Annotated in this window: 20 protein-coding genes; 14 read left to right on the top strand and 6 right to left on the bottom strand. The window is 69.3% G+C overall.

Annotation, left to right across the window (positions count from 1 at the left end; genetic code table 11):
• On the bottom strand, positions 1 to 403 hold a 403-nt coding region (locus tag HG543_RS32575), incomplete at its 3' end, for a type VI secretion system contractile sheath small subunit (protein ID WP_211194307.1).
• A gap of 108 nt (positions 404 to 511) precedes the next feature.
• Between HG543_RS32575 and HG543_RS32570 the strand changes: the two genes are divergently transcribed.
• The 5 genes from HG543_RS32570 to upp all read left to right on the top strand — a co-directional run bounded on the left by HG543_RS32570 (position 512) and on the right by upp (position 5,847).
• Complete coding sequence (locus HG543_RS32570; protein WP_169348821.1) at positions 512 to 922, top strand: hypothetical protein; 411 nt, start codon at positions 512 to 514, stop codon at positions 920 to 922.
• A 252-nt stretch (positions 923 to 1,174) separates the two neighbouring features.
• The gene (gene mmsA / locus HG543_RS32565) at positions 1,175 to 2,659 is read left to right on the top strand and encodes a CoA-acylating methylmalonate-semialdehyde dehydrogenase (protein WP_169348820.1); all 1,485 of its coding nucleotides are present in this window, start codon (positions 1,175 to 1,177) and stop codon (positions 2,657 to 2,659) included.
• A gap of 67 nt (positions 2,660 to 2,726) precedes the next feature.
• The gene (locus HG543_RS32560; RefSeq protein WP_169348819.1) at positions 2,727 to 3,980 is read left to right on the top strand and encodes a GTP cyclohydrolase II; all 1,254 of its coding nucleotides are present in this window, start codon (positions 2,727 to 2,729) and stop codon (positions 3,978 to 3,980) included.
• A complete protein-coding gene (locus HG543_RS32555) occupies positions 3,973 to 5,184 on the top strand; it encodes a DUF1688 family protein (protein WP_169348818.1) in 1,212 nt (403 codons plus the stop codon). Before HG543_RS32560 ends, HG543_RS32555 begins: the two co-directional genes overlap by 8 nt.
• 27 nt (positions 5,185 to 5,211) lie before the next feature.
• Positions 5,212 to 5,847 carry a uracil phosphoribosyltransferase gene (upp, locus tag HG543_RS32550; protein WP_169348817.1) on the top strand — a complete coding sequence of 212 codons (636 nt, stop codon included), beginning with the start codon at positions 5,212 to 5,214 and terminating at the stop codon, positions 5,845 to 5,847.
• Between the two features lie 27 nt (positions 5,848 to 5,874).
• Here the strand turns inward: upp and HG543_RS32545 are convergent, their stop codons facing one another.
• Positions 5,875 to 6,447: an imm11 family protein gene (locus HG543_RS32545; RefSeq protein ID WP_169348816.1), complete on the bottom strand. Its 573-nt coding sequence runs from the start codon at positions 6,445 to 6,447 to the stop codon at positions 5,875 to 5,877.
• 2 nt (positions 6,448 to 6,449) lie between these two features.
• Positions 6,450 to 7,760 (bottom strand): AHH domain-containing protein, encoded by a 1,311-nt coding sequence (locus HG543_RS32540; RefSeq protein ID WP_169348815.1) that lies wholly within the window; start codon positions 7,758 to 7,760, stop codon positions 6,450 to 6,452.
• Between the two features lie 239 nt (positions 7,761 to 7,999).
• Here HG543_RS32540 and HG543_RS32535 point away from each other — a divergent pair, with 239 nt between their 5' ends.
• A complete protein-coding gene (locus tag HG543_RS32535; RefSeq protein WP_343073495.1) occupies positions 8,000 to 8,518 on the top strand; it encodes an MXAN_0125 family MYXO-CTERM protein in 519 nt (172 codons plus the stop codon).
• A 21-nt stretch (positions 8,519 to 8,539) separates the two neighbouring features.
• Here HG543_RS32535 and HG543_RS32530 read toward each other — a convergent pair whose 3' ends face one another.
• Entirely contained in the window at positions 8,540 to 9,925 is a 1,386-nt protein-coding gene (locus HG543_RS32530) for an RluA family pseudouridine synthase (RefSeq protein WP_343073494.1), read from the bottom strand.
• A gap of 98 nt (positions 9,926 to 10,023) precedes the next feature.
• Between HG543_RS32530 and HG543_RS32525 the strand changes: the two genes are divergently transcribed.
• The 7 genes from HG543_RS32525 (at position 10,024) to HG543_RS32495 (ending at position 20,971) form a co-directional block, all read left to right on the top strand.
• Positions 10,024 to 10,755, top strand: a complete 732-nt coding sequence (locus tag HG543_RS32525; RefSeq protein ID WP_169348812.1) for a hypothetical protein — start codon at positions 10,024 to 10,026, stop codon at positions 10,753 to 10,755.
• The gene (locus HG543_RS32520) at positions 10,748 to 11,815 is read left to right on the top strand and encodes a site-2 protease family protein (RefSeq protein WP_211194306.1); all 1,068 of its coding nucleotides are present in this window, start codon (positions 10,748 to 10,750) and stop codon (positions 11,813 to 11,815) included. Before HG543_RS32525 ends, HG543_RS32520 begins: the two co-directional genes overlap by 8 nt.
• Positions 11,816 to 11,891: 76 nt before the next feature.
• Positions 11,892 to 13,235 carry a CapA family protein gene (locus HG543_RS32515; RefSeq protein ID WP_169348811.1) on the top strand — a complete coding sequence of 448 codons (1,344 nt, stop codon included), beginning with the start codon at positions 11,892 to 11,894 and terminating at the stop codon, positions 13,233 to 13,235.
• Positions 13,236 to 13,329: 94 nt separating this feature from the next.
• Positions 13,330 to 15,627, top strand: a complete 2,298-nt coding sequence (locus HG543_RS32510; RefSeq protein ID WP_169348810.1) for a membrane dipeptidase — start codon at positions 13,330 to 13,332, stop codon at positions 15,625 to 15,627.
• Between the two features lie 170 nt (positions 15,628 to 15,797).
• Complete coding sequence (locus tag HG543_RS32505) at positions 15,798 to 17,894, top strand: putative metal-binding motif-containing protein (protein WP_169348809.1); 2,097 nt, start codon at positions 15,798 to 15,800, stop codon at positions 17,892 to 17,894.
• A 243-nt stretch (positions 17,895 to 18,137) separates the two neighbouring features.
• Positions 18,138 to 18,860 carry a hypothetical protein gene (locus HG543_RS32500; RefSeq protein ID WP_343073493.1) on the top strand — a complete coding sequence of 241 codons (723 nt, stop codon included), beginning with the start codon at positions 18,138 to 18,140 and terminating at the stop codon, positions 18,858 to 18,860.
• A complete protein-coding gene (locus tag HG543_RS32495) occupies positions 18,857 to 20,971 on the top strand; it encodes a putative metal-binding motif-containing protein (protein ID WP_169348807.1) in 2,115 nt (704 codons plus the stop codon). Before HG543_RS32500 ends, HG543_RS32495 begins: the two co-directional genes overlap by 4 nt.
• A gap of 3 nt (positions 20,972 to 20,974) precedes the next feature.
• On the opposite strand, the gene HG543_RS32490 is transcribed toward HG543_RS32495, so the two are convergent.
• The gene (locus HG543_RS32490; protein WP_169348806.1) at positions 20,975 to 22,285 is read right to left on the bottom strand and encodes a chloride channel protein; all 1,311 of its coding nucleotides are present in this window, start codon (positions 22,283 to 22,285) and stop codon (positions 20,975 to 20,977) included.
• Positions 22,286 to 22,503: 218 nt separating this feature from the next.
• Between HG543_RS32490 and HG543_RS32485 the strand changes: the two genes are divergently transcribed.
• Positions 22,504 to 23,592 carry an SGNH/GDSL hydrolase family protein gene (locus HG543_RS32485; protein WP_169348805.1) on the top strand — a complete coding sequence of 363 codons (1,089 nt, stop codon included), beginning with the start codon at positions 22,504 to 22,506 and terminating at the stop codon, positions 23,590 to 23,592.
• Positions 23,593 to 23,665: 73 nt separating this feature from the next.
• Here HG543_RS32485 and HG543_RS32480 read toward each other — a convergent pair.
• Positions 23,666 to 24,523, bottom strand: an 858-nt coding sequence (locus HG543_RS32480) for a hypothetical protein (protein WP_169348804.1), incomplete at its 5' end; no start/stop codon positions are given.

The raw sequence follows: 24,523 nt of genomic DNA, 5'->3' as shown, positions 1-24,523 counted from the left end.
GAGGGGGCCGGAGGGCCTCGGCGACGGCGTCGGGAAGGCGTCCGGCGCCGGTGATGCTGGCGACGCGGGCGGCGGCCTCCTCGGGATTCAGCGGGCGGAGCGGATCGGAGCTGTTGAGCTGGTCACGCAGGGCGTGGAGGGCGCGCAGCTCGGGAATGGTGGTGACGAGGTCGGCGAGGCCGAAGGCGCGGAGCTTGTCGAAGGACAGCTCGACGGTGCGGGTGTCACCGGCGCCGAGCCGGTCGGGGACGGTGACGCGAAGCCCGGAGGCGGCGCGGGCGAGCTCGGAGCCGAAGGACTCGGGGGTGAGATGGAAACGCCGGCCGGAGGGAGCGGGGGAGAAGGCTCCCGCCACCAGCCACCGCACGCGCGCACCTTCTGGACTGCTTCCACTCTGACTCATGTTCCGTTCCCCGCCTGTTTCGTGAAGGACGCTACGTTAGCGTGTCGGGGGCGGGTTTTCCGAGTGGGGTGGCCCGCCCATACCAAGAGTGTCCAGGCTCTACCCGCCATGTCCATCCGCAAGGACTACATCGAGCGTCTCATCGAGGAGTTCGCCGCCGCGTTGGCCCGCATCATCAAGGCCCGCCGCGAGCAGCGCTTCGCCGACGCTCAGCAGCTCATCCATGCCACGGCGCTCACCTCGCTTGGCATGGAGTACGGCGCCCTGCTCCTCGCGGACCCCGCGTCCACCGCGCGGCTGTTGGGCAACCCCGCTCGCGTGAAGGTCCTCGCCCGGCTCGTGGCCGAGGACGGCGAGCTGCTCCTGTCGCGGGGAGACACCTCCACCGCCGACGTCCGCTTCCGGTACGCGCTCGCGCTGTATTCAGAGGCGCAGGCGCTCGGCCTCACGCCGGACGCGGAGGACACCGCCACCATCACCCGGCTGCTGGGGCTCATCTCTCCGGTCGGGCGCGCCTGAGCCGTTCCTTTGAATCCCTCACATCGGAAATGACGCATCGCGCTCCCGCGCGGACGGCTGATCCACGCCGAGTCGACGTTTCAAGGCGCGGATGACGCCCTGCATTGGTTGTCCATTCATCACTCACCACGTCGGCATGCGTGGCAGTCAACCGATTCAAGACGGACCCGCTCCCGGCCCGGGTTGCCGGTCTGTCCTTGCTCGCGGTTATGATGGCTCGCATCTCGATCACGCTACGCCTGGGGGGTGCGCGTGTCCTTCATCCAGCTTCCTGAGAGCGTTGTTCCCTGTCGCAACCTGGTGGGAGGCGAGTGGCAACTGCCCTCGGGCGCGACGCTCCTCGACGTGCGCAGTCCCTATACGGGCACCGTCATCGGCCGCGTGCCGATGTCGCCCACCGCCGCGGTCGCCCAGGCCGTGGAGGCCGCCCGGCCCGCCGCCGCCCTCTGGCGCACGACGCCGCTGCGTGAGCGCACCCAGTTCCTCTTCCGCTTCCGCCAGCTCCTGGAGCGTGACCTGGACCGGCTCGCCAACCTCGCCGCGAGCGAGGCCGGCAAGACGGTGGCGGAAGGCCGCGCCGGCCTCCTCAAGGGCATGGAGGTCTGCGACTTCGCCCTGTCCCTGCAGAACCTCGACACGGGCGGCCACATGGAGGTCAGCCGCGGCGTCACCTGCGAGTTCCGTCGCGAGCCGCTCGGCATCGTCGCCGGAATCACGCCCTTCAACTTCCCGGCCATGGTGCCGATGTGGATGTTCCCCATCGCCGTCACGCTGGGCAACGCCTTCATCCTCAAGCCGTCCGAGAAGGTGCCGCTCACCGCGTGCGCGCTCGGCGAGCTGATGTGCGAGGCCGGCTACCCGCCCGGTGTCTTCTCCGTCGTGCACGGCGGCAAGGAGGCCGTGGACGCGCTGGTGGCCCACCAGGACGTGCAGGCCCTGGCCTTCGTGGGCTCGTCCGCCGTCGCGCGGCACGTCTACGCGGAGGGCTGCAAGCGCGGCAAGCGCGTGCTCGCCCTGGGCAGCGCGAAGAACCACGTCATCATCGTCCCCGACGCGGACCCCGAGCTGACCCCGCAGGCCGTCGTCGACTCGTTCACCGGCTGCGCCGGCCAGCGCTGCATGGCCGCCAGCGTGCTGCTCGCCGTCGGTGACGTGGAGCCCCTCCTGCGGGAAATCACCCGCCGCGCGGCCCGCCTCGAAGTGGGCCCCGGCATGGGCGCCCTCATCGACCGCGGCGCGGTGGACCGGCTGGAGACGGCCATCGCCCGAGCGGAGGCGGAAGGCGCGAGGGTGCTGCTCGACGGGCGCGGCAGGAAGCCCGCCGGCGAGCGCTGGGCCGGCGGCAACTGGCTGGGCCCCACGCTGCTGGACGGCGTGCGTCCGGAGATGGAATCCGCGCGGCGCGAGCTGTTCGGCCCGGTGCTCTCCATCATCCGCGTGCCCACGCTGTCCGCGGCGCTGGAAATCGAGAACGCGTCGCCGTACGGCAACGCCGCGTCCATCTTCACGACGAATGGCGCGGTGGCGCAGGCCGTGGTGGAGGGCGCGCGAGCGGGCATGGTGGGCGTCAACGTGGGCGTCCCCGTGCCGCGCGAGCCGTTCTCCTTCGGTGGCACCGGTGACTCGCGCTTCGGCCATGGCGACATCACCGGCCCGTCCAGCCTCGACTTCTGGACGGCCCTGAAGAAGGTCACCCGCAAGTGGTCGGCTCGCACCGACGGCTCGTGGATGAGCTGACCGCTTCGCCGCCTTCTCCCGCTCCTCGCGCTTAGTGCACCCCCGCGCCCGCAAGGAGGGCGCTCCCATGGCAGACAAGAAGCCCGTCAACCACATCCGCCTCACCTCCCATCCGGACGGTGAGACTCCGGGCGTCCCCATCCGCTGGGGCGACCCCGAGCCCCTGCGCCGCGGCCCCGTGGTGGCCACCCTCACCGAGCCGGCGCACCGCAACGTCATCGGCACGCACTCGGGCGCGTACGCCGTGTACCGCGCGCTCGCCGTGGCCGCGGGCAAGCTGCCGCAGGACCACCGCGCGGACCTGAAGAACACCTCGCCCGCCGCGCAGATTGGCCCGTACCCCGCCTGGAATGATCCGGAGCGCATCGTCTCGCTGGACCCGTGGGGCGCCATCGCGCCGCAGGTCTTCCGCGCCTACACGGAGCAGGACATCGACTTCCGGCCCACCATCGCCGTCACCAAGGCGCACATCAACCTGCCCGAATTGCGCGACGCCGTCGCCGCCGGGCGGCTGAAGCCCGACGGGGACCTGCTCCAGGCCAACGGCGACATCAAGGTGACGAAGGCCGCGGTGGAGCCGGTGTGGTTCCTGCCGGGAATCGCCAAGCGCTTCGGGATGACGGAGAGCGCGCTGCGCCGCGGCCTCTTCGAGCACACGGGCGGCATGTTCCCCGAGCTGATTACGCGCCCGGACCTGCACGTGTTCCTGCCGCCCATTGGCGGACTGACGCTGTATGCCTTTGGCCGCGTGGAGGCGCTGGCGGACCGGGACACGCCGCTGGCGGTGCGTGTGCATGACGAGTGCAACGGCTCGGACGTGTTCGGCAGCGACATCTGCACGTGCCGGCCGTACCTGGCGCACGGCATCGAGGAGTGCGTGCGCACCGCGCAGGGCGGGGGCTCGGGCCTCATCGTGTACCTGCGCAAGGAAGGCCGCGCGCTGGGCGAGGTGACGAAGTTCCTCGTCTACAACGCGCGCAAGCGGCAGGAGGGCGGCGACTCGGCGGCCACCTACTTCCAGCGCACCGAGTGCGTGGCCGGCGTGCAGGACATGCGCTTCCAGGAACTGATGCCGGACGTGCTGCACTGGCTGGGCATCACCCGCATCCACCGCTTCGTGTCCATGAGCGACATGAAGCACGACGCGATTACGCGCTCGGGCATCGAAATCCTGGAGCGGGTTCCGATTCCGGAGGACCTCATCCCCGCCGACGCGAAGGTGGAGATGGAGGCGAAGAAGGCGGCCGGCTACTTCACCAAGGGCCCGGTGGCGGACGCGGCGACGCTGGCGCAGGTGAAGGGACGAGGGCTCGATGTCTGACAGCTCGCTGGCAAGGAACGACCTCTCTCCGGCGGTGGCGTGGCTGCGCACGCCGTCCGCCATCCGCGAGCGCTGCCACCAGCTGCTCGACCTGGGCCTCGCCGGCCGGCTGGCGCACTTCCGCGTGGAGCCCTCGCGGCTGCCGGCGGTGGTGGACACGGTGCTGGCGGTGACGCGCGAGAGCTACCCCACGCTGGACATTCCGCTGCACAGCCGCTGGGGCCACTTCGACGCGGGCGGCGTGGCGCGCGTGGAGGAGCTGAACGACCGGCTGAAGGACGCGACGCCGCAGGAGCGCGCGCGGGCCAAGCTGGACCTCGTGGTGGTGAGCGTGCTGCTGGACGCGGGCAGCGGGCCGAAGTGGCGCTACCGCGAGCGGGGCGGCGGCACGTGGGCGCGCTCGGAAGGACTGGCCGTGGCCAGCTTCCGCATGTTCATGGACGGCGTCTTCTCGTCGGACCCGGACCGGCCGCTGCGCGCGGACGCGGAGGCGCTGGGCCGGCTCACCCGCGAGGCGCTCGCGCAGGGGATGCAGGTGTCGGACTCCAACCCGCTGGACGGGCTGGAGGGGCGGCTGCACCTGATGCACGGGCTGGCGAAGGTGCTGCCCCGGCCGGGGGCGCTCTTCGACATCATCACCGCGCAGCGGCGCTCCGTGCGGGCGGCGGAGCTGCTGGGGCTGGTGCTGGAGGTGCTGGGCCCCATCTGGCCGGGCCGGGTGATGGTGGACGCGGTGAACCTGGGCGACGTGTGGCCGCACTCGGCGCTGGGGCCGGTGGAGAGCGTGGAGGCGCTGGTGCCCTTCCACAAGCTGTCACAGTGGATGACGTACTCGCTGGTGGAGCCGCTGGCCGAGGCCGGCGTGGTGGTGACGGAGCTGGACGGCCTCACCGGCCTGCCCGAGTACCGCAACGGAGGCCTCTTCGTGGACCTGGGCGTGCTGGTGCCGAGGGACGCGCGCATCACCACCGTGGCGATGCACCCCGGCGACGAGCCCATCGTGGAGTGGCGCGCGCTGACGGTGGCGCTACTCGACAGGGTGGCGGCGCTGGTGCGCGGCCGGCTGGGGATGACCGCGGAGGAGCTTCCGCTGGGGAAGGTGCTGCAGGGAGGGACGTGGGCGGCGGGACGGCGGGTGGCGGCGGAGAAGCGGCCCGGAGGCGTGCCGCCCATTCGCGTGGACAGTGACGGCACGGTGTTCTGACGACGGGCTGACGCAAGGGAGGATGCAATGCAATTCCCGAACTGCACGGTGGTGGACCATCCGCTGGTGAAGCACAAGCTGACGCTCATGCGGCGGGCGGAGACGAGCACCGCCTCCTTCCGGGCGCTGCTCCAGGAAATCTCGCTGCTGCTGGCGTACGAGGCCTTCCGCGACTTGAAGCTGCGCGAGGAGGAAATCCAGACGCCGATGGCGAAGATGGTGGCGCCGGTGCTGGAGGGGAAGAAGCTGGTGCTGGTGGCCATCCTCCGCGCGGGGCAGGGCATCCTCGACGGCATGCTGCAGCTCGTGCCGTCCGCGCGCGTGGGGCACATCGGCCTGTACCGCGACCCGGAGACGCTGGCGGCGGTGGAGTACTACTACCGCGTGCCGGGACAGCTCGCGGACCGCGACGTGGTGGTGTGCGACCCGATGCTGGCCACGGGCAACTCCGCGGTGGCTGCGCTCTCGCGGCTGAAGCGGAACAAGCCCGGCTCGGTGCGCTTCGTGTGCCTGCTGGCGAGCCCGGAAGGGCTGATGAACCTGCGCGAGCACCACCCGGACGTGCACGTGTACACGGCCGCGATTGATGAGCGGCTCGACGAGCACGGGTACATCATCCCGGGCCTGGGCGACGCGGGAGACCGGCTGTTCGGGACGAAGTAGCGCCTGGGAGGGGGAAGTCAGCTCGCGTCAGACTTCCGTGAACTTCCCTCCGAGGATTCCCGCGTCTTCAAGCGCCACCTTGACCTGGTCGTCGACGATGAGCGGCAGGGTGTAGCCCCACAGGCGGAAGACGCGGGCGTCTCCCGTCTTGGCCGGGTCAATGCGCAGCCCTTGAATCGCGTGGTACTCCCCGACCCTGTCGGGACGGCCGTCTTCCTGCGTCCAACGCTCCACAGACCTGCACGCGCTCTCGTCGACCGCGTCGATGAGCCGGGACACCACGGCGATGGAGTAGGGCGTTGACTGTCCTTCGACCTCGACCGGAATCAACTGGACCGTGTCGGGTGCCAGCTTCCGGAAGACGGCCGCGACCCTGGCGCTCACGACGGGCGTCTGCCCTGCTCCGGCGAAGTCCAGGTCGAGCGGCCTGCCGGCCCGGTAGATGGGGACGCGCAAGCGCTCGGAGATGCTCAGCGGCCTGCCTTCGATGAACTGCCAGATGTCGTCCACCTCCTGACCGTCGAGGTTCGTGGGCTCGGAGAGATACCAGCGGCCCGGTACATGGACGTCTATCTCCAACGCGTGGAATTTCCGCGGCATGACTAGTCGCCGCCTTTCGTCACGAGGGTTCGCAGCTCGCTTCCGGGGGTCGAAAGAATGCGAGCAATCTTGTGGAGTTCGCCCACCAGCGCGGCTCGGCACTGTGCCGGGCCTCTGCACCCTCTCATCGCGTCCGTGAGCCTTTTCAGGATTTGCTCGTGGTACTCACGAGGGTGCGGGCCCTCGTGGCCTTTGATGCGGACCTTGTTCGCGACGTGTTCGAGCGACAGCTCGGCCCGCTGGAATAACTTCTCGAAGAGCGGTGTCCAGGGGCCGCCTGTCTTGTCGGAGACCGGATTCTTGTTCGTGCAGATGTGGTGAGTCTCACCTTCGGCGTCGCCCGGGATGGCGCCTGCCGGGTCAGGGCCGGCGGTGCTCCCAGGTCCCATGGCCACCGCCGCAACAGCGGTCGGTGCGAGCGTGATATTGAGCACTCCGGCCGAGGGGATGGAAATCGCCTGCACTTCGCCCGCCAGCGCCGCCGGCAGCAGGAAGCCTCCCTCGGTTTGGGCTCTCACGGCCGCCTGGGCGAAGCCCGGCATCTTCGGCCCCTGCGTGGCCAAGGCGTTCTTTCCGCCGAGTGCGGTCAGGGCGACGATGAGGAGCACTCGGGCTCCATTGCTCCCGAGCACACTGCCGAAGCGGTGACCTGCCTGCTCCAGCTCGGAGAAGTTCCGTGCGTCCCTTGCCTCGTCCATGAGACGTAGGAAGCCCCGGCCGAGCTGCCAGACAGGGCCCGTGCCGAGGTAGGCGATCAGGGCTGCCGTCAAGGTGAGCGCCAGGAGTTTTGTCACGGGCTCGGGAGCGACCAGCATGACGAGCGCGGTTCCGAGCATGGATACCACCATCGCCCGTAGGGCAGCGGGGCTCATCAGGTCCCGGATGGCGTCTTCCACGCCGTCCCAGACCGTGTCGAACGCGAAGTAGAGCGCCATCATCCGCCGTTCCATGGGACCTGGCGTGAACCCACCCGCCAGCAGGCTCAGGCACTCGTCTGGGTCGCTCTGGCGCTGGCAGATTCGCTCATATGTTGGTGGGACCGTGCGTTCCCCGCTGCCGTCGATGACGGCTCCGGTGGAGGCGAGCAACGTACGCCGGGCATCCTGGCCGGTCTCCTGGAATGCAACGTCCAACCGCATGTCGAGCACGAGCCGCGTGATGGCGTCCTTGAACTCGGCTTCGTCAACCTCAACCGGCTCGGACTCTGGCGGCGTGTAGACGATGGGCGGTCCCTGCCCGGTGTCGAGATGAACAACCCTTGTTGTCGCGCAGCCTGCGGTGAGCAGCAGTATGGTGATGCAGAAAACTCTCATATGGCAATTTGGAGTAGACGCACCTGTGCGCCAGGAGGGCGGAGTGTAGTCGTCTCCTGACGGACGCGCGAAGGGGTGCCCTATCCCGGGCCTGGGAGACGCGGGGGACCAGCTCTTCGGGACGAAGTAGCGCGCGGCGGCTCGCGCTCCTGGCGGCCAAGGGCCTGGGCTTCCTCGCGGAGTCTGGGCAGGATGCGGGCTCCGCGGGGGCCGGCGCGTCAGGAGCAGGAGTGCTGTGCATGCGTTGGATGCGTCTTCGGGCCGGTGCCGTGGGGGTGTTGGGCGCAGGCGTACTGGGGTTCGCGGGTGGAGCGTGGGCGGAGAGCCCGACGGATGGTTGCTCCATGCGGAACCAGCGGGTGGAGCCGGCGCAGCAATGCCTCATCATCATGGTCACCGGGTCCGAAGGGCTCGGCACGGTGAGGAACAAGTGCGACGCCCCCGTGACGCTGGTGGACTGGCCCATCAGGAACGACACCTGCCAGAGCGGGGTGTGCACCGAGGAGCTCAGGCCCTGGCATGAGGTGTACTTCCGCTTCGCCGACCTCGAGGGCCGGAGCGAGGGCGGCTCCGTGCAGGACACCTATCAGGTGCGCTTCGGCGAGGAAGAGGCGCAGCGCATCACCGTCTCCGCGGACGTCCGGTGTTTCTCTTCCAAGACGGGGGAGGACACGGGCTGTGCTTCCGCTCCCGGCGCGTTGGCGGCGCTGGGCGTGCTGCTGATGGCGGGGCCCATCGTCCGGCGGCGGCGCGGCTGAAAGGCTCGCGACCCGATGTGCTCAGAATGGCGGGCGGCTCTCGAAGTCGAGGCGCTCGCCGGTCCGGGGATGGGTGAAGGACAGGGCCTCGGCGTGAAGGAGCAGCCGTGCATCGGCATGGCCATACACGGCATCGCCGACGATGGGGGCAGCGAGCCCGAGCGGATGCGCGGCATGGGCTCGGAGTTGGTGCACGAGCCGGGTCCGAGGGAGGAGCGAGACGCGGGTCCGGGTGCCGGTCCGCTGCGTGACACGCCACTCCGTCACGGCGTGCTTGCCGTGGGTCGTATCGATGTGTTGGCGAAGTCCCTCGTCTCCCGTGGGCCGGAGCGGAAGCTCGATGATGCCGTGGTCACCGGACACGGTGCCTTCGAGCCATGCCACGTGACGCAGGTCCGCTTCCCGGCGCGCCAGCTGACGGCGGAGCGCCGCGTGGGTCTCCGGGTCCTTCGCCAGGAGCAGAAGTCCGGAGGCCTCCGTGTCGAGCTCATGCACGACGCGGAGTGCCGCCGAGGACTCTTGCTGGAGCCGGACGAGGGCCGAGTCACGCCGAGGCGCATGGCGGCTCGGCGCCGACGGAAGGCCGTGAGGCTTGTCCACGATGAGCAGCCACGCGTCCTCGAACACGCGCCGGAGTTCGTGCACGGTCCCCGGCGGTGCCGGCTCCACCGCGAGCCCTTCGAGCATGTACGGCAGCACCTTCCCGCACTTGGACTGGCAGGCCGGGTAGTACTCGCCCGCGCGCCGTTCGGCATTGAGCGGAGGCGCGCCCCACCAGAACTCCGCGAGCGCCAGGGGGCGCAGGTGATGCGCGTAGGCCCAGGCGAAGAGCTTGGGCGCGGCGCAGTCTCCCGCGCCACCGGGAGGCGCGTCCGGCTCGAACAGGGAGGTGAGGGATTGCTGCTCGCCGCGCGCGTTCGGGAGGACGTAGCTGTCGGTGAGCCGCCGCCAGAGCTGGCGTGAGCGCTCCGCGCGCAGGTGCTCGACCTCGACGCGGTCTCGTGAGGACGCATGGCGCAGCGCCAGTGCGCGCAGTTCCTCCTGACCTTCCGGCCAGAACGTGTCACGCGCGACCGGGTCGAAGAGGGGAGGCGCGAAGCCGTCCACGTGCCAGCGTCCGTCGAGCATGCCGGAGAAGCCCCGGAGGTAGCCGATGCGGCCGTCCTTCGTGGCGACCACCAGCACTCCGAACATCTTCCCGCCGCCCGGCGCCTCCAGGACACGTGGGTCGAAGCCCGCCGCGGTGTCGCCACGGTGCAGGAGTTGCTGGAGTTCCTCGGCGGCACGGCGAGCGAGCGGGTGCGGAGGGCTCGGGTCGAACGGGCTCGCGAGCCGCGCCGGCAGCTCGGCGGGAGCGGGCGGGGGCTCGAAGTACGTCACGACGTCTGGCGGGGGCGCCGCGCTCACGAGGTCTCCCTCTACCAGGAGCGGCCCCCCGGAGGCGATTGTGCCGGGGCGAGGATGATCAGCTAGGCTCAATGCCGTCTCCCACCCAATTCCCATCCATGACAGACCCAGCCTCTCCCGCGGCCCCCTCGGACGCGCCGCTCCAGTTCGAGCGCGCCGAGTTCACCGAGCCGCGTGCCGCTCCGAAGTGCACCCTCTGCCAGCGTGACATCACCAGCACGTACTTCGAGGCGAACGGTCAGCTCCTCTGCCCCTCGTGCCGGGACTCCGTGGAGGCCTCGCTGACGGGAGGCTCGTCGTCGAGCCGGGCCTTCCGGGCGCTGGGCCTCGGTGCGGGGGCCGCCATCCTGGGAGCGGTGCTGTACTTCGGCGTCACGAAGCTGACGGGCTACAACCTCGGCCTCATCTCCGTGGCCGTGGGCTGGGGCGTGGGCGTCGCGGTGCGGAAGGGCTCGGATGGACGCGGAGGCCGCTTCTACCAATTCCTCGCGGTGGCGCTGACGTACCTGTCCATCGCCGGCTCGCTCGCGCCGGAGGTGTACGAGAGCATGACCGCGGCCTCGGCCGAGGAGGCCGGCGCGCCCGCGGAGGAGGAGGCCGAGCCGCACGAGCCGTCCACCGTGGTCCGGGTCATCGTGACAGTGATTGGCTCGCTGATGGCGCCCGTGCTCGTGGGCATGGACAGCATCATGTCCCTGCTCATCTACGGCTTCGCCCTGTGGGAGGCGTGGCGAAGGACGGCCCGCGCCGAGGTGAAGATCGACGGGCCCTTCGAGCTCGCCCCGGCGGCCGACGCCGAGAACCCGTCGCGGGAGCAGTCCGTTGGCTGAAGCCCTCGCCGTCGTCGCGCGTTGTGAGGGCTGTGGTTCGGAGCTGGGCCCCCGGCTGCTCACCTGTCCTTCCTGTCACCGGCTGGTGCATGCGAAGGAGCTGCAGCGGCTCGCCAGCGAGGCCGAGGCCGCCACCGCGCGCCAGGAGCCGGCCGTGGCGCTGGAGACCTGGCGCCGGGCCCTGGACTTGCTGCCGCAGGGCTCCAGTCAGTACGCCCAGGTCACCACGCGAGTGGCGGCGCTGAGCCGACAGGTGGATGCGCCCGGACTGCTCGGTGCCGTGCCGGCGGGGCCCGCGGCCCGAGGGAAGTCGAACATGCCCAAGGTGCTCGCCGCGCTGGGCACGCTCGGGCTGCTGCTGTGGAAGTTCAAGTTCGTCCTCGTCTTCCTGCTGGGCAAGGGCAAGCTGCTGCTGCTGGGGCTGACGAAGGCGAGCACGCTGTTCTCCATGCTGCTGGCGCTGAGCGTGTACTGGGCGGCGTGGGGATGGGCGTTCGCGCTCGGGCTGATTGCCTGCATCTACGTGCACGAGATGGGGCACGTGGCGGCGCTGCGGCGCTTCGGCATGCAGGCGAGCGCGCCCATGTTCATCCCCGGGCTGGGCGCCTTCGTGCGGCTCAAGCAGGCGCCGGTGGACGCTCGCGAGGACGCGCGGGTGGGGCTCGCGGGGCCCATCTGGGGCCTGGGGGCCGCGGCGGTGCTGTTCGGTGCCGCGCTCCTCACGGGCTGGAAGAGCCTGGGCGCCATCGCCCACGCCGCCGCGTGGCTCAACCTCTTCAACCTGCTGCCGCTGTGGCAGCTCGACGGGGGCCGCGGGTTCCGCGCCATGTCCCGGAAGCAGCGCTGGCTGGCGATGGCCGTCATCGGCGCGGCCTGGTTCCTCACGGCGGAGGGCCTGTTGCTCCTGCTGCTCCTGGGCGCCGGGTTCCAGGCGGTGGCCACCCCCGGGGCCGAGAAAGGCGATACCCGCGCCGCCGTGGAGTACGGCCTCCTCGTCGCCACGCTCAGCGCCCTGGGGTGGACCGCCCAGCGTTGGATGGGCACGGCGCTGGCGGTGTGAAGAAACCCGGGGCCATTGGCACCCGGGGGGAGGGGGGCTTCCTTGGCCGTCAGGGGTCCAGGCTAATGTTCTTCATGTGACTCTGTCCGCGCTGCTCCTCGTGCCCCTGCTGTGCGCCACCACGCCCACCCGCGTGGAGCTCGTGTTCGGCGGCGACGTGATTCCTCACGGCGAGGTGAGGAAGGTGGCGCGGCTCCACGAGCGCACCGGAGCGAAGCCGGCGCAGGGCGGGCCGGCGCCCTCGCTGAACCACGAGGGCTGGGACCACGTTTTCGGGCCCATCGCCGACGTGCTGCGCACCGCGGACGTGGGCGTGGTGAATCTGGAGACGCCCGTCACCGACAACCCGAAGGCGGTCACCCGCGAGCTGCTCTTCAACGCGCCATCGGCCATGGTGCACGCGCTCGCGTCGTCCGGGGTGAAGGTGGTGTCCACCGCCAACAACCATGCGAGGGACCAGCACCCCTCGGGCCTGCTGGAGACGCTGCGCCACCTGGACGCCGCGGGCATCCGCCACGCGGGCACCGGGCCGTCGAGGTCCGCCGCGTGGGAGCCCGTCATCGTCGACGTGCGCGGGGTGAAGGTGGGCTTCCTGTCCTTCACGCGCTGGCTCAATGGCTACACCAACCCGAAGACGGAGGAGGGCGCCCACGTCGCCTTCGTGCCGTACCCGGAGCACCGCCACCACCGGGGCCTCAAGCCCGAGGAGGCCGCCGAGGCCGTGCGCGCGGCGGCGGCCCGGTGCGACGCGCTCGTCGTCCTCGTGCACTGGGGCACCGAGTACAAGGACTCGCCGCACCCGGATGACCGCAAGCTGGGCCGCGCGCTGCTGGAGGCGGGCGCGAAGGCCGTCATCGGCCACCACCCGCACGTGCTCCAGCCGCTGGAGGCGTACCCCACGGCGGACGGGCGCAAGGGGCTCATCGCGTACTCGCTGGGCAACCTGGTGTCGAACCAGGACCGCTTCTACCGTCATGCCCCCGCGGGGAAGAACGCGGGTGGGGACAAGCGGGACTCCATGCTGCTGCGCGTGACGCTGACGCGGCCCGAGCCTGGCGCGCCCGTGGTGCTGGAGGACGTGGCCGTGCTGCCCGTCTGGATTGAGAACAACGCCGTGGGCCGCGCGCCGAAGGAGCCGCGCAACATCCAGCCGGTGCTCATCGACCGGGAGCTGGAAGCGGTGACGGAGCGGCTCGCCGTGCTCGCGGCCCGGCCCGCGCCGCTGGACAAGGCGGCTCGCGCGGAGAAGGCGCTGCTGGAGCGGCGGCAGGCCGGCTCACGGTACCGGCGCGAGCGCATCCTGCGCCTGCTGCCCGAGGGCTTCGCCGTGGCCTCGCCCGCGCTGCGCCAGCGCGAGATCCGCGTGCAGCCCCCGAGTGGCGGCACCGGCCCCGTGGCGGACGGCAGGTCCGCACGGTAGGCACGGCGACTCCCGCACATTGCGACGCGGCGCGACTTGAACCCAGGGTGTGGGCTGCGTCAGGTCTCGGGGCTTCACCTCGAAGGGAGTCCCCGTGTCCCATCGCCGTCTCTGGAGACGTTGTTCCGCCGTCGCGCTCGCCGCGGCCCTGGCCGCCTGTACCCCCGTGGAGGAAACCCCGGAGGCGCGGCCCGAGCCCACCGCGACGGCGCGGCAGCGGGTCGTGGGCGGCTTCGCCGAGCTGCACCACCACATGTTCGCGGAGGAGGCCTTCGGCGGCGGCTGGTTCCACGGCACCGTCACGGACGCGCTGTCCCGGTGCGACGGCGGCTGGCCCGAGAGCGACCACGCCCGCGTGCGCATGGACTTGAGCGAGCTGCTCAACCTCTGCCCCAACTCCAGCAGCGTGGACCTGCGCGGCGTGCCACTGCTGGCGGGGCTGTTTGGGGTTGGCGGCGCGGTGGGCTCGGAGTTCATCGGCAAGATTGAGGGCACGCAGGGCGACACGGGCCTGCACGACGGCCGGCGCAACCCGAACACCGAGTGGCCGCGCTGGGACACGATTGCGCACCAGCAGTCGTGGGAGGGCTGGATGCGGCAGGCGCACCAGGGCGGCATGTCGCTGGTGGTGGTGTCGGCGGTGAGCAACAAGTTCCTGTGTGAAGCGCTGCCGCCGCAGAACCGCACGCGTCCGTGCGACGAGATGGTGGATGTGGAGGTGCAGTTGCAGAAGGCGCGCGAGTTCGCGGCCACCCGGGACTGGGTGGACCTGGCGCTGACGCCCGCGGACGCGCGGCGCATCATCTCCGAGGGCAAGCTGGCGATGGTGCTCTCCATCGAGACGAGCCGCCTGTTCGGCGCCGCGGACTGGCGCGCGGAGCTGGAGCGCTTCCACGCGCTGGGCGTGCGCACGCTGCAGCCGGTGCACCAATTGGACAACCGCTTTGGCGGCGCGGCGCCGCACAACGCCATCTTCCAGGCGGCGCAGTTCCTGGAGAACTGTCACATCGACTCGGACTGCGGGCTCACGGTGGGCGGGTTGACGCTGGGGTTCGACGTGGATGGGCAGTGCAAGAACGTGCGCGGCCTCACCGCGGAAGGGCAGCAGCTCATCCAGGCGATGATGGACAAGGGGATGCTCATCGACCTGGCGCACCTGTCCGAGAAGAGCGTGCGCGACGCGTACGCGGTGGCGGAGCGGAACAACTACTACCCGCTCTACGTGAGCCACGGGCACTTCCGCGAGGTGATGAACGGCAAGCTGGCGGAGAACGAGAAGACGACGCCGGCGTGGGTGGTGCAGTTGCTGCGACGCACGGGCGGCATGTTCGGCCTGCGCACGGCGCACGACGAGACGCGCGCGTATACGCACTCTGGCATCGCGAACAACTGCCAGGGTTCGAGCCGCTCGTTCGCGCAGGCGTACGAGTTCGGCCGGCAGGGGCTCAAGGTGCCGATGGCGTTCGGCGCGGATTTGAATGGGTTCATCCAGCAGACGCGGCCGCGCTTCGGGCCGAACGGAGCGTGCTCGGCGGGCTTCAAGGCGGAGGCGGACGCGCAGGCGCGTGAGCAGGAGCTGTATGGGCCGGGGAGGTTGGGCACGGCGTTCGACGAGCAGGGGCTGGCGCACGTGGGCCTGCTGCCGGACCTGCTGCGCGACGTGCGGAACCTGGGGGCGAACACGGGGCCGCTGGAGAGCTCGGCGGAGACGTTCATCCGGATGTGGGAGCGGGCGTCGGGGCCGCGCTCGGGCATGGCGGACGCGGCGCTGGACATCGACACGAGCGGCGTGGCGCCGTGGGTGAAGCCGGAGGACCGCGAGCAGGCGTACCCCACGGTGTGCGGCGCGCACTACGCGCCGGACAGCAAGGTGCTGGGACAGGGCTGCCGGTTCGATGGCGAGTGCATCAGCGACCAGTGCACGTCGGTGCTGTGCAACACGTTCGATGGGCGGTGCGTGTGCAACGACGATGGGGACTGTGGTTCGTCGGCGTACTGCCAGGACGAGATTCCAGGCAACCCGGGGGACAACGACTGCGTGGCGAAGAAGGCGGACTGGGTCTCGTGCAGCCGGGATGGGCAGTGCCAGTCGGGCGAGTGCGGTGGGTGCGCGGACACGGTGGGCTGGTGCTACACGCCGCGCTCGAAGGGGTACGGGCAGACGTGCAAGTCGGACAACGAGTGCACGACGGACCGGTGCAGCGCGGACTGCTACGTGAACCCGACGGGGAGCTGCCTGTGCGACAGCGACTCGCACTGCGGCACGAGCCAGTACTGCGGCTGGGGGTTCAACTCGGGCAAGTGCCAGAACAAGAAGGGCCGCGGAGCGGCGTGCTCGGCGGACCGCGAGTGCCTGTCCGGCACGTGCCGGTGGTCGTTCACGTGTAAGTGAGGGCCCGTAGAAGAGGCCGGATTTCCCGGCATCCCGGGTGGGGAGCTGCCTGCTCCTTTCACCCGGGCTGTTAGATGTCGTCAGGACGGCAATGGGGCGGCCCTGTGGGGCGGATTTGCGAGGGCGGCCGAGCGAGCCTCGGATGGGGGGCTGCGGTAGAGTGCGACCCCATGCGTCGCATCGCTATTTCCGTTCTGAGTCTGCTGTTCCTGGCCTGTAGCAAGAAGGAAGAACAGGCCGGGGTCCGGGTCCTGGTCGGTTACACCTCGGGCTTCAAGAAGGGCTGCATCGCCGTGAAGGTGTTCGATCCGGCGAACCTGGCGACTCCGCTGGAGTCCGGGACTTTTACCGCACTGGACAACCCGAACTCGCAGGTGACGGTGGCCGTCGTCCGCAAGGCGGGCTGGGCCGAGAAGCTCCAGCTCGTTGTCACGGCGCACGAGCAGACCTGCGACGGGCCCAAGGTGGACGAGGCGCAGGTGGACCTCGACCTGAGCGGAACGGGCAAGAAGCCCGACGCGTCGCTGGCGTTGGCGATTCTCGATGCGGACGGTGATGGCTACGTGCCCACCTCGAACGGAGGGACGGACTGCGACGATTCGGTCCAGACCGGGGCTCAGAGCTACCCTGGGGCACCGGAACTCTGCGACAACAGAGACAACAATTGCGTGGGAGGGGTGGACGAGGGGGTGGACAAGAAATGGTACCCCGATGGGGACGGAGATGGGTTTGGCCGTAATGAGGCTGCCATCGAGCAGTGCAACTCTCCGGGTCCCAACTACGTCAAGGTGACGAACGGCCAGTTCGACTGCAACGACAGCGAGCGCGAGGTTCATCCTGGTGCGGAAGAGAAGTGCAACAACCGGGATGACAACTGCGCTGGCGGCGAGGATGAGTCGTTCATCGGTGGAGAGCGGGGCAAGGGGGCCTCGTGCAACAACGACATCTGCACTGGGACGTACGTCTGCAACGCGGCGGGGAGCGCGACGGAGTGCAACGCACCAGCGCCCGTGGACTACTACCCTGACGTAGACGGGGACGGTCAGGGCAACAAGTCAGCCTCGGCGGCCCGAGTCTGCGCACCCACCCCGCCTCCCGCCAACCACGTGCGCGACAACCACGCGGACTGCGATGACGCGGACCCTGTCACCAAGGACGGCGCGGACGAGGTCTGCGATGCCGTCGACAACAACTGCAATGACGTGGTGGATGATGGGGCGGGCTGCGGGGGCACGTTGCAGCGAGTCGTCGGTCAGGCCGCGCTTGGGGGCGACAGTCACGATTGGAGGACGGTGGCGGTGGACCCGCTGGACGGGTACCCGGTGTGGGTGGCGGGCATGGAGGGCGTGCTGGCCGTGCGCACGAGGCCGGACGTCGCTTTCAAGGACGTCGGTCCTGCGAGCAACAACAACTGCGGGACCACGGACTGGTACGCGGCCTGGGTGCGTCCTGACACGGATACCGTCTTCCTGGCGGGAGAGGGAGGGCGGCTCGCCGAGCATGACGGCAACAGGTGCGTTCGTCAGGTGACCGCTTCCGAAGTTGGCACTGACCATTATTTCACCGGCCTTGTGGGCTTCAGTACCCCGTCGTTGAAGCTGTATGCAGTGTCCTCGAATGGAGGGCTGTACGAGTGGGTGCCGGGTGGTTCGCTGACCCGAGTGCGAGATAGCACCGATGCGTACTGGGACGTGCATGCGCTGGACGCCAGCCGGCTCTTGGTGGTGGGAGATAACCGCAGCAACCCGCCCCCCACGCTATTGCCGCGCTTGTATTCCTTTACGCCGCCCTACACGGGCACTCCGGGTACTCCTCCGTTTGATACGCCCGCCGGGTACACCGGAAGCCTGCGTGGGGTGGTGATGGCCAGTTCCTCACAGGCTTACGCGGTGGGAGACAATGGGCTGGCGTTGCGGTGGGACGGTGGGACGAGCTGGGCGAGGACTGCTGCACCGATGGGCGCTGAGACCTCCACCTTCACCAGTGTGACGAGACCCATCGCGGGCTCCAGTGCGGCGTTCGTGGTGGAGCGGGGCGCTCCTGCGGTCGCTGACCCGGCTACCCCGCTGGCTCCTGGGAAGCTGCGCCGGTTGACTCCGTTCGGCTGGGCGGCCTCGCCCTCCTTCATCGGCCCTGGGGGCATCGACGCCAATCCAGACGTGCAGTTGTACGACGTCGCGGTGACGACCACGGTGGCGCCGGTGCCGGGTGTCTGGAACATCTGGCTGGTCGGTGACGACGGACGCGTCTACCACTACCCGGAATGAGTCTTCTGCTCTCGTCCACTCCCCGGGCCTACGTGGTCCGGAGGAGGGGCGAAGGACAGGATTGTCAGTCGTGTACAACCACGGCCGGCGGTTTCTTCCGGAGTTCTTGGAATGCCTTAGAGTTCCGGCATGTCCAAGGTTCGTTCCTGGGGGAGATGCCTGACACTCGCCTTGTGCCTGTGCGTGGTTCTGCCGCGCGCGGCACGGGCTCAAGGTGAGTTCGAACGTCATATCGCCGAGGCCGTGCGCCTCCATGACGAACTCGAATATGAGCTGGCGTTGGAGCAACTTGAGCGCGCCAGCACGGTGCCACACGGCACCGAGCAGGAGGTCACCCTCGGCCTCTACAAGGGCATCATCAACGCCAACCTGGATAGATGGGAGGCGGCCCGTGCCAGGTTCCGGTCCGCGCTCCTGCTCAATCCGAATGCCCAGTTGCCTCTCCACGTCTCTCCCAAGCTGACGGCGGAATTCGAGTCCCAGCGCGCGAAGGTTCAGGCCGAGCTGGCTCGGAAGCGCACGGACTCACCAAGGGTCGCGCAACCACGTCCCGAGGCTTCGTCGCCGGGCGCGGTGGACGGAGTGTCGACTTCGACAGAGACCCGGGAGCAGGTGGCTCGGCCGGACCTGGTGCCCACACGTTCGGAAGAGCCTCCCACCCAGGTATCCGCGGGGAGGCCGTGGACGCGCCGAGTGCCGGTGGTGAGCATGGTGCTGCTGGGGGCCGGAGTCGCCGCTGGAGGCGCGGGGACGTACTTCGGCCTGTCGTCCCGGAGTCAGCTCGATGATGCCCGAGGAGCGCAGTTCCGCGAGGAGTTGGTGGAGCGGCACGGGCAGGCGCAGAGCAGTGCGAAGACGGCCAACATCCTCTTCGGCACGGCGGGCGTGGCGGTGGCCGGAGCCGTGGTGACCTGGCTCCTCATGGGGGACTCGGAGACGGTCGTGGCGCAGGGAGGTGCGCGATGAACCGCCTGCTGACGTGGGGTGCCGTGCTGTCGCTGGGATTCGCCGGTTGCACCGTGCCGAGCCTGGAGGAACTCGAGAACGAGCGCTTCATCACGGTCCTGGTCGAGTACACCCCAAGCTTCAAGAAGGGCTGTATCGCCGTGAATGTGTTCGATGCGGCGACCCCGACGAACGTGCTGGATGAGAGCGTCGTTACCAACCTGCGCACACAGGTGTCGCCGCTGACAGTAACCATCCTTCGCAAGGAGCAATGGGGCGAGAAACTCCGGCTCGTCGTCACGGCGCACGAGCAGACCTGCGAAGGACCCAAGGTGGACGAAGAGCGGCTGAACCTCGACCTGAGCGGAACGGGCCAGAAGCCTGAGCAGCGGGTGACATTGGTAACGCCCGATGAGGATGGTGACGGCTACGTGCCCACCGCGAACGGAGGGACGGACTGCGACGATTCGGCCCAGACCGGGGCTCAGACCTATCCCGGGGCACCGGAACTCTGCGACAGCAGAGACAACAATTGCGTGGGAGGGGTGGCCGATGAGGTGGACAGCCACTGGTACCCGGATGGAGACGGAGACGGGTATGGCCGCAATGAGAATCCCACCGTGCAGTGCGAGTCTCCGGGGCCCAACTTCGTCAAGGTGACGAACGGTCAGTTTGACTGCAACGACAGTGTGAAAGAGGTTCATCCTGGTGCGCAGGAGCTGTGCAACAACCGGGATGACAACTGCACTGGCGGAGAGGATGAACCGTTCATCGGTGGAGATCGGGGCAAGGGAGCCCAGTGCAACGCCGACATCTGCACTGGGACGTACGTCTGCAATGCGGCGGGGAGCGCGACGGAGTGCAGCGCGACGCCGCCCGTGGACTACTACCCGGACGTGGACTGGGACGGCCAGGGCAATAAGTCGGCCTCGGCGGCTCGAATTTGCGCTCCCACTCAGCCGCCAGCCAACCACGTGCGAGATAACCACGCGGACTGCGATGACGCGGACCCTGTCACCAAGGACGGCGCGGACGAGGTCTGCGATGCCGTCGACAACAACTGCAATGAGTTGGTGGATGATGGGGCGGACTGCGGGGGCACGTTGCAGCGGGTCGTCGGTCAGGCCGCGCTTGGGGGCGACAGTCACGATTGGAGGACGGTGGCGGTGGACCCGCTGGACGGGTACCCGGTGTGGGTGGCGGGCATGGAGGGCGTGCTGGCCGTGCGCACGAGGCCGGACGTCGCTTTCAAGGAAGTCGGTCCCACGAGCGCCAACAACTGCGGAACCACGGACTGGTACGCGGCTTGGGTGCGTCCTGATACGGATACCGTCTTCCTGGCGGGAGAGGGAGGGCGGCTCGCCGAGCACGACGGGATCCGGTGCATCTTGACTGCGACCGCTACCAACATTGGCAGTGGCCATTATTTCACCGGCCTTGTGGGTTTCAGCACCCCGTCGTTGAAGCTGTATGCGGTGACCACGGATGGGCAGTTGTATGAGTGGGTGCCGGGTGCTTCGCTGACCCGAGTGCGGGACAGCTTCGATGCATACTGGGACGTGCATGCATGGGATGCCTCCCGGCTCTTGGTGGTGGGAGACAACCGCAGCAACCCGGCCCCCCCGCTACTGCCGCGCTTGCATTCCTTTACGCCGCCCTACACGAGCGCTCCAATGAGTCATCCGCTTGATACGCCCGCCGGGTACACCGGACGCTTGCGTGGGGTGGTGATGGCCAGTTCCTCGCTGGCTTATGCGGTGGGAGACAATGGACTGGCGTTGCGGTGGGACGGAACGAACTGGGCGAGGACTGTTCCACCGGCGGGAGCTGAGACCGCTACCTTCACCAGTGTGACGAGACCCATTGCGGGTTCCAGTGCGGCGTTCGTGGTGGAGCGGGGCGCTCCCGCAGTCGCTAACCCGGCTACCCCGCTGGTTCCTGGAAAGCTGCGCCGGTTGACTTCGTTCGGCTGGGCGGCCTCGCCCTCCTTCATCGGCCCTGGGGGCGTTGACGCTAATCCGGACAGGCCGTTGTACGACGTCGCGGTAACGACCACGGTGGCGCCAGTGCTGGGTGTCTGGAATATCTGGCTGGTCGGTGACGACGGGCGCGTCTACCACTACCCGGAATAGCCCTCAGCCTCCGCTCCCCGGGCCCTTCGGGCCCGGGGGCTCTCGCCCCGCAGCATCCTCCCCGGGCAGTTCCCGCAGCGGCACCAACCTCCGCAGCAGCGGCCCTCCGTGTTTCAACCGGGCAAATCGCTGCGCCGGGTAGATGCCCCGGTGACCCGTGAGCAGATACGCCACCGTGGACACAATCACCACGTGTGGCAGCACGCTCGCGCCCAGCAACTCCACCGCCATGATGGACAGCGCCAGCGGCGTGTTCGCCGCCGCCGCGAACAGCGCCGCGAGCCCCACCGCCGCGCCCAGATCCACCGGCAACCCCAGCAACCGCGCCAGCACGTTCCCCAGCGCCGCGCCAATGAAGAACAGCGGCGTCACCTCTCCCCCGAGAAACCCCGCTCCCAGCGTCACCGCCGTGAACACCAGCTTCCACGCGAACGCCGACTCGGGCAGCGCCGGGTCCTCGAATGCCCTCAGAATCCCCGGCACTCCCAGGCCCAGGTACGCGTCCGTCCCCGCCAGCTTCCACAGCGCCACCACCGCCACGCCTCCCAGCGCCATCCGCGCCGGCAGCCACGGCACCCGCTTCTCCGACACCTTCTTCAGCCCGTGCGTGAGCTCGACAAACACCACCGCCACCACCGCCACCGCCACCGCGAACACCAGCCACTTCGCCAGCACCCACGCCGTCAGCGGCAGCTCCCCAGGCACCGGATACGCCGTGTGCCCGATGCCCAGCCCCCGCGTGACCAGATCTCCAACGATGGACGCCGTCAGCGCGGGCAGCAGCGCCTCGTAGCCCAGCCGCCCCACCACCACGACCTCCAGCCCGAACACCGCTCCCGCCACCGGCGTCCCGAACACAGAGCCGAAGCCACCCGCGATTCCCGCCGCCAGCAGCTCGCGCCGCGTCTCCGGCCCCACCCGGAACCGCCGCGCCACCGCGTCCGCGAGGCTCCCTCCCATCTGCACCGCCGTGCCCTCGCGCCCCGCGCTCCCTCCGAACAGGTGCGTCAGCACCGTGCCCACCAGCACCATCGGCGCCATCCGCAGCGGCACCTGCGCGTCGCCCTCGTGCACCGCGTCCAGCACCAGGTTGTTGCCCCCGCGGATGGGCACGCCCCACTTCCCGTACACCGCCCCCAGCACCAGCCCCGCCAGCGGCAGCGCGTACACGAGCCCCTCGTGCGCCTCGCGGAAGCGCGTCGCCTCCTCCAAGAGGTACAGGAACACCGCCGACGCCACGCCGCACACCACTCCCACCACCGCACCCAGCAACAGCCACTGCGCCAGCGCTCGCGCGCCCCGGGACACACTCACGCCGCGCACTCTAGAGCCCCGTGAGACATCGTGAAACATTGCGTCAAACATTCCAACGCGTCAGAAACACGACAACGCACTGCGACGAAAGGGCGGGTCTGTCTATACCCGCTATTCCTGACATGGCGCGTTATTCCTGATTCAGGGTGATTGTCGAATCAACTGCGTGTAGCGTCCGCGCTCCCCCTACAACCCCCCACGGGAAAAAGGAGCGGGGCATGTCCTTCCGTCGCAGCGGGATGTCCTTCGTTGCCATGTGCGCGGCCTTCACGGTCGGCGGTAGCGCGATGGCGAGCACCATCAACCAGAACACCTCGTGGACCATCGACCGGTCCACGGCCACGACGAAGTACCGCATCGTGGCGTACGGCGACTCCATCTACGCCGGCTACAACGGTGGCATCAGCGGCGTGGCCCGCCGCGCCGCTCCCGTGGTCCAGGGCGAGTACCTGGCGCAGAAGTGGAACACGGACATGGAGGTCATCCGCCGCACCAAGTCCGGCGCGAGGGCCGACGACATCTACAACAACAAGATTGTCGCCGAGCGCTCGTACATGCAGGCCACCAACACGCGCGTCGTGATGTTCGAGATGTGCGGCAACGACTACCTGCAGGCCCGCAGCGCCTTCTCGGACCAGACGGGCACCTGCAACTACTCGGGCCTGGAAAACGCGCTGGCCGCGTGCACCACGTACACCGAGCGCGCCATGCAGGCGATCAACCAGTACGCCACCTCGGCGAAGGTGAAGATCGTCTCCAACATCTACTACCCGGGCTTCGACGCCGACAACGTGCTCACCAGCTGCACGGACTCGGCCACCGGCCAGCGCATCAACAAGCGCGACAAGTTCCTGCCCCTGCTGGCGCGCAGCAACTGGCGGACCTGTAACCTCGCCGCCACCTACGGCTTCCAGTGCGCCGACTCGTTCGCGGAGATGATGGCCGCCGAGTACGACTCCAACGGCGACGGTCAGATTGACTCCGAGGCCATCCGCTACCGCGCGGGCGAGTCCGAGTCCGCGTACGTCACCCGCATCACCTCCACGCTGCGCGGCACCCTGCGCGACGCGAACACGCACTTCGTCAGCTCGAGCACCAGCTACGACTACATCCAGTCGGACAACACGCACCCGACCTACTTCGGCACCACCATCGGCGTGAGCATCTTCTCGGGCTCCGGCTCCGGCACGGGCGCGCCGCAGTTCACCGACGCCCAGGTGCCCGCCGGCAAGAACCCCGAGTGGAACAAGAACGGCCACGACAAGATGGGTTGGGAGAGCGCGAAGTTCAATCCCGCCACGCCGTGATGACCGCGTAGCGTGAGCACCGGGGCCTCCGACCTCCACACGGGTCGGGGGCCCTGTCGTTTTCAGCCCGCGCTCACTCGTTGCCCAGCAGCCGCGCGCCGAGCAGCACCATCAGCCCCACGTAGTACGCGAGCCGGCCGAGCCACTCCGCGCCGCGCCGCACGCCTCTCGCGCGAGACGGCATCAGCCACGCTCCCACGAGCGACAGTGCCTCCACCCACAGGCGGATGAAGCAGGCGCAGAGCAAGAAGTTGAGGAACACCTGCGTGTACACCCGCTCGAACGAGCGCAGCCAGGCCCCAAGCCCGTAGGACTGCCACTCGCCGAGGACGCCTCCAAAGGCGATGCGCTGGTGGAGCTGGAACAGGATGCCCGCGGGCAGCATCGGGTACACGATGAGCCTGGCCACCACGTGGTACCAGCGACGGCGCCACAGGGCGTGCCTCGCCTGCCCGTAGCGCACCAGGGGATGGGACTGTGCCGCGCCGAGCGTGCCGTGACGGCCGAGCGCCTCCAGCAGCGGCACCGCGTCTTCCAGCTCCAGGCCATGCGCGAAAACGCGCCCCGACTTCATCCGCAGCGAGAGCCCGGGCCCGGGCAGTGGCAGCCTCCAGGGGCGCACGGCCTCCACGGCGTCGTGGGGAATCTCCATCCGCGCGCCGCTTCGCAGGGTGAGCACCAGGCGGGTGGCCTCCACGTCCACCGTCGCGCGGGCGCTCCACCGCAGCAGCGCGGCGAGTGCCAGCGGCAGCGGCACTCCGAGTACCAGGCCCAGCACCAGCGGCCGGGGCTGGAGGCTCTGCTGGTTCGCGAGGATGTCCAGGATGAGCCACGTGCTGAAGAAGAGCAGGCAGCCCATCGCCACGAGCCGTGCCGCCAGCGCGAGGCCCCGGAGGAGGGGGGACCAGACGTGCACCGTGAAGCGCTCGGG

The sequence above is a fragment of the Pyxidicoccus fallax genome (assembly GCF_012933655.1).
Taxonomy (GTDB): Bacteria; Myxococcota; Myxococcia; order Myxococcales; family Myxococcaceae; genus Myxococcus; species Myxococcus fallax.
This window is presented reverse-complemented; position numbering and strand designations above follow the sequence as displayed.

Bases quoted from the DNA above. Each gene is read 5' to 3' on its own strand.
- HG543_RS32555 (WP_169348818.1), top strand. From the start codon at position 3,973: ATGTCTGACAGCTCGCTGGCAAGGAACGACCTCTCTCCGGCGGTGGCG.
- HG543_RS32545 (WP_169348816.1), bottom strand. From the start codon at position 6,447: ATGCCGCGGAAATTCCACGCGTTGGAGATAGACGTCCATGTACCGGGC.
- HG543_RS32535 (WP_343073495.1), top strand. From the start codon at position 8,000: ATGCGTTGGATGCGTCTTCGGGCCGGTGCCGTGGGGGTGTTGGGCGCA.
- HG543_RS32560 (WP_169348819.1), top strand. From the start codon at position 2,727: ATGGCAGACAAGAAGCCCGTCAACCACATCCGCCTCACCTCCCATCCG.
- HG543_RS32525 (WP_169348812.1), top strand. From the start codon at position 10,024: ATGACAGACCCAGCCTCTCCCGCGGCCCCCTCGGACGCGCCGCTCCAG.
- upp (WP_169348817.1), top strand. From the start codon at position 5,212: ATGCAATTCCCGAACTGCACGGTGGTGGACCATCCGCTGGTGAAGCAC.
- HG543_RS32485 (WP_169348805.1), top strand. From the start codon at position 22,504: ATGTCCTTCCGTCGCAGCGGGATGTCCTTCGTTGCCATGTGCGCGGCC.
- HG543_RS32540 (WP_169348815.1), bottom strand. From the start codon at position 7,760: ATGAGAGTTTTCTGCATCACCATACTGCTGCTCACCGCAGGCTGCGCG.
- HG543_RS32495 (WP_169348807.1), top strand. From the start codon at position 18,857: ATGAACCGCCTGCTGACGTGGGGTGCCGTGCTGTCGCTGGGATTCGCC.
- HG543_RS32570 (WP_169348821.1), top strand. From the start codon at position 512: ATGTCCATCCGCAAGGACTACATCGAGCGTCTCATCGAGGAGTTCGCC.
- HG543_RS32505 (WP_169348809.1), top strand. From the start codon at position 15,798: ATGCGTCGCATCGCTATTTCCGTTCTGAGTCTGCTGTTCCTGGCCTGT.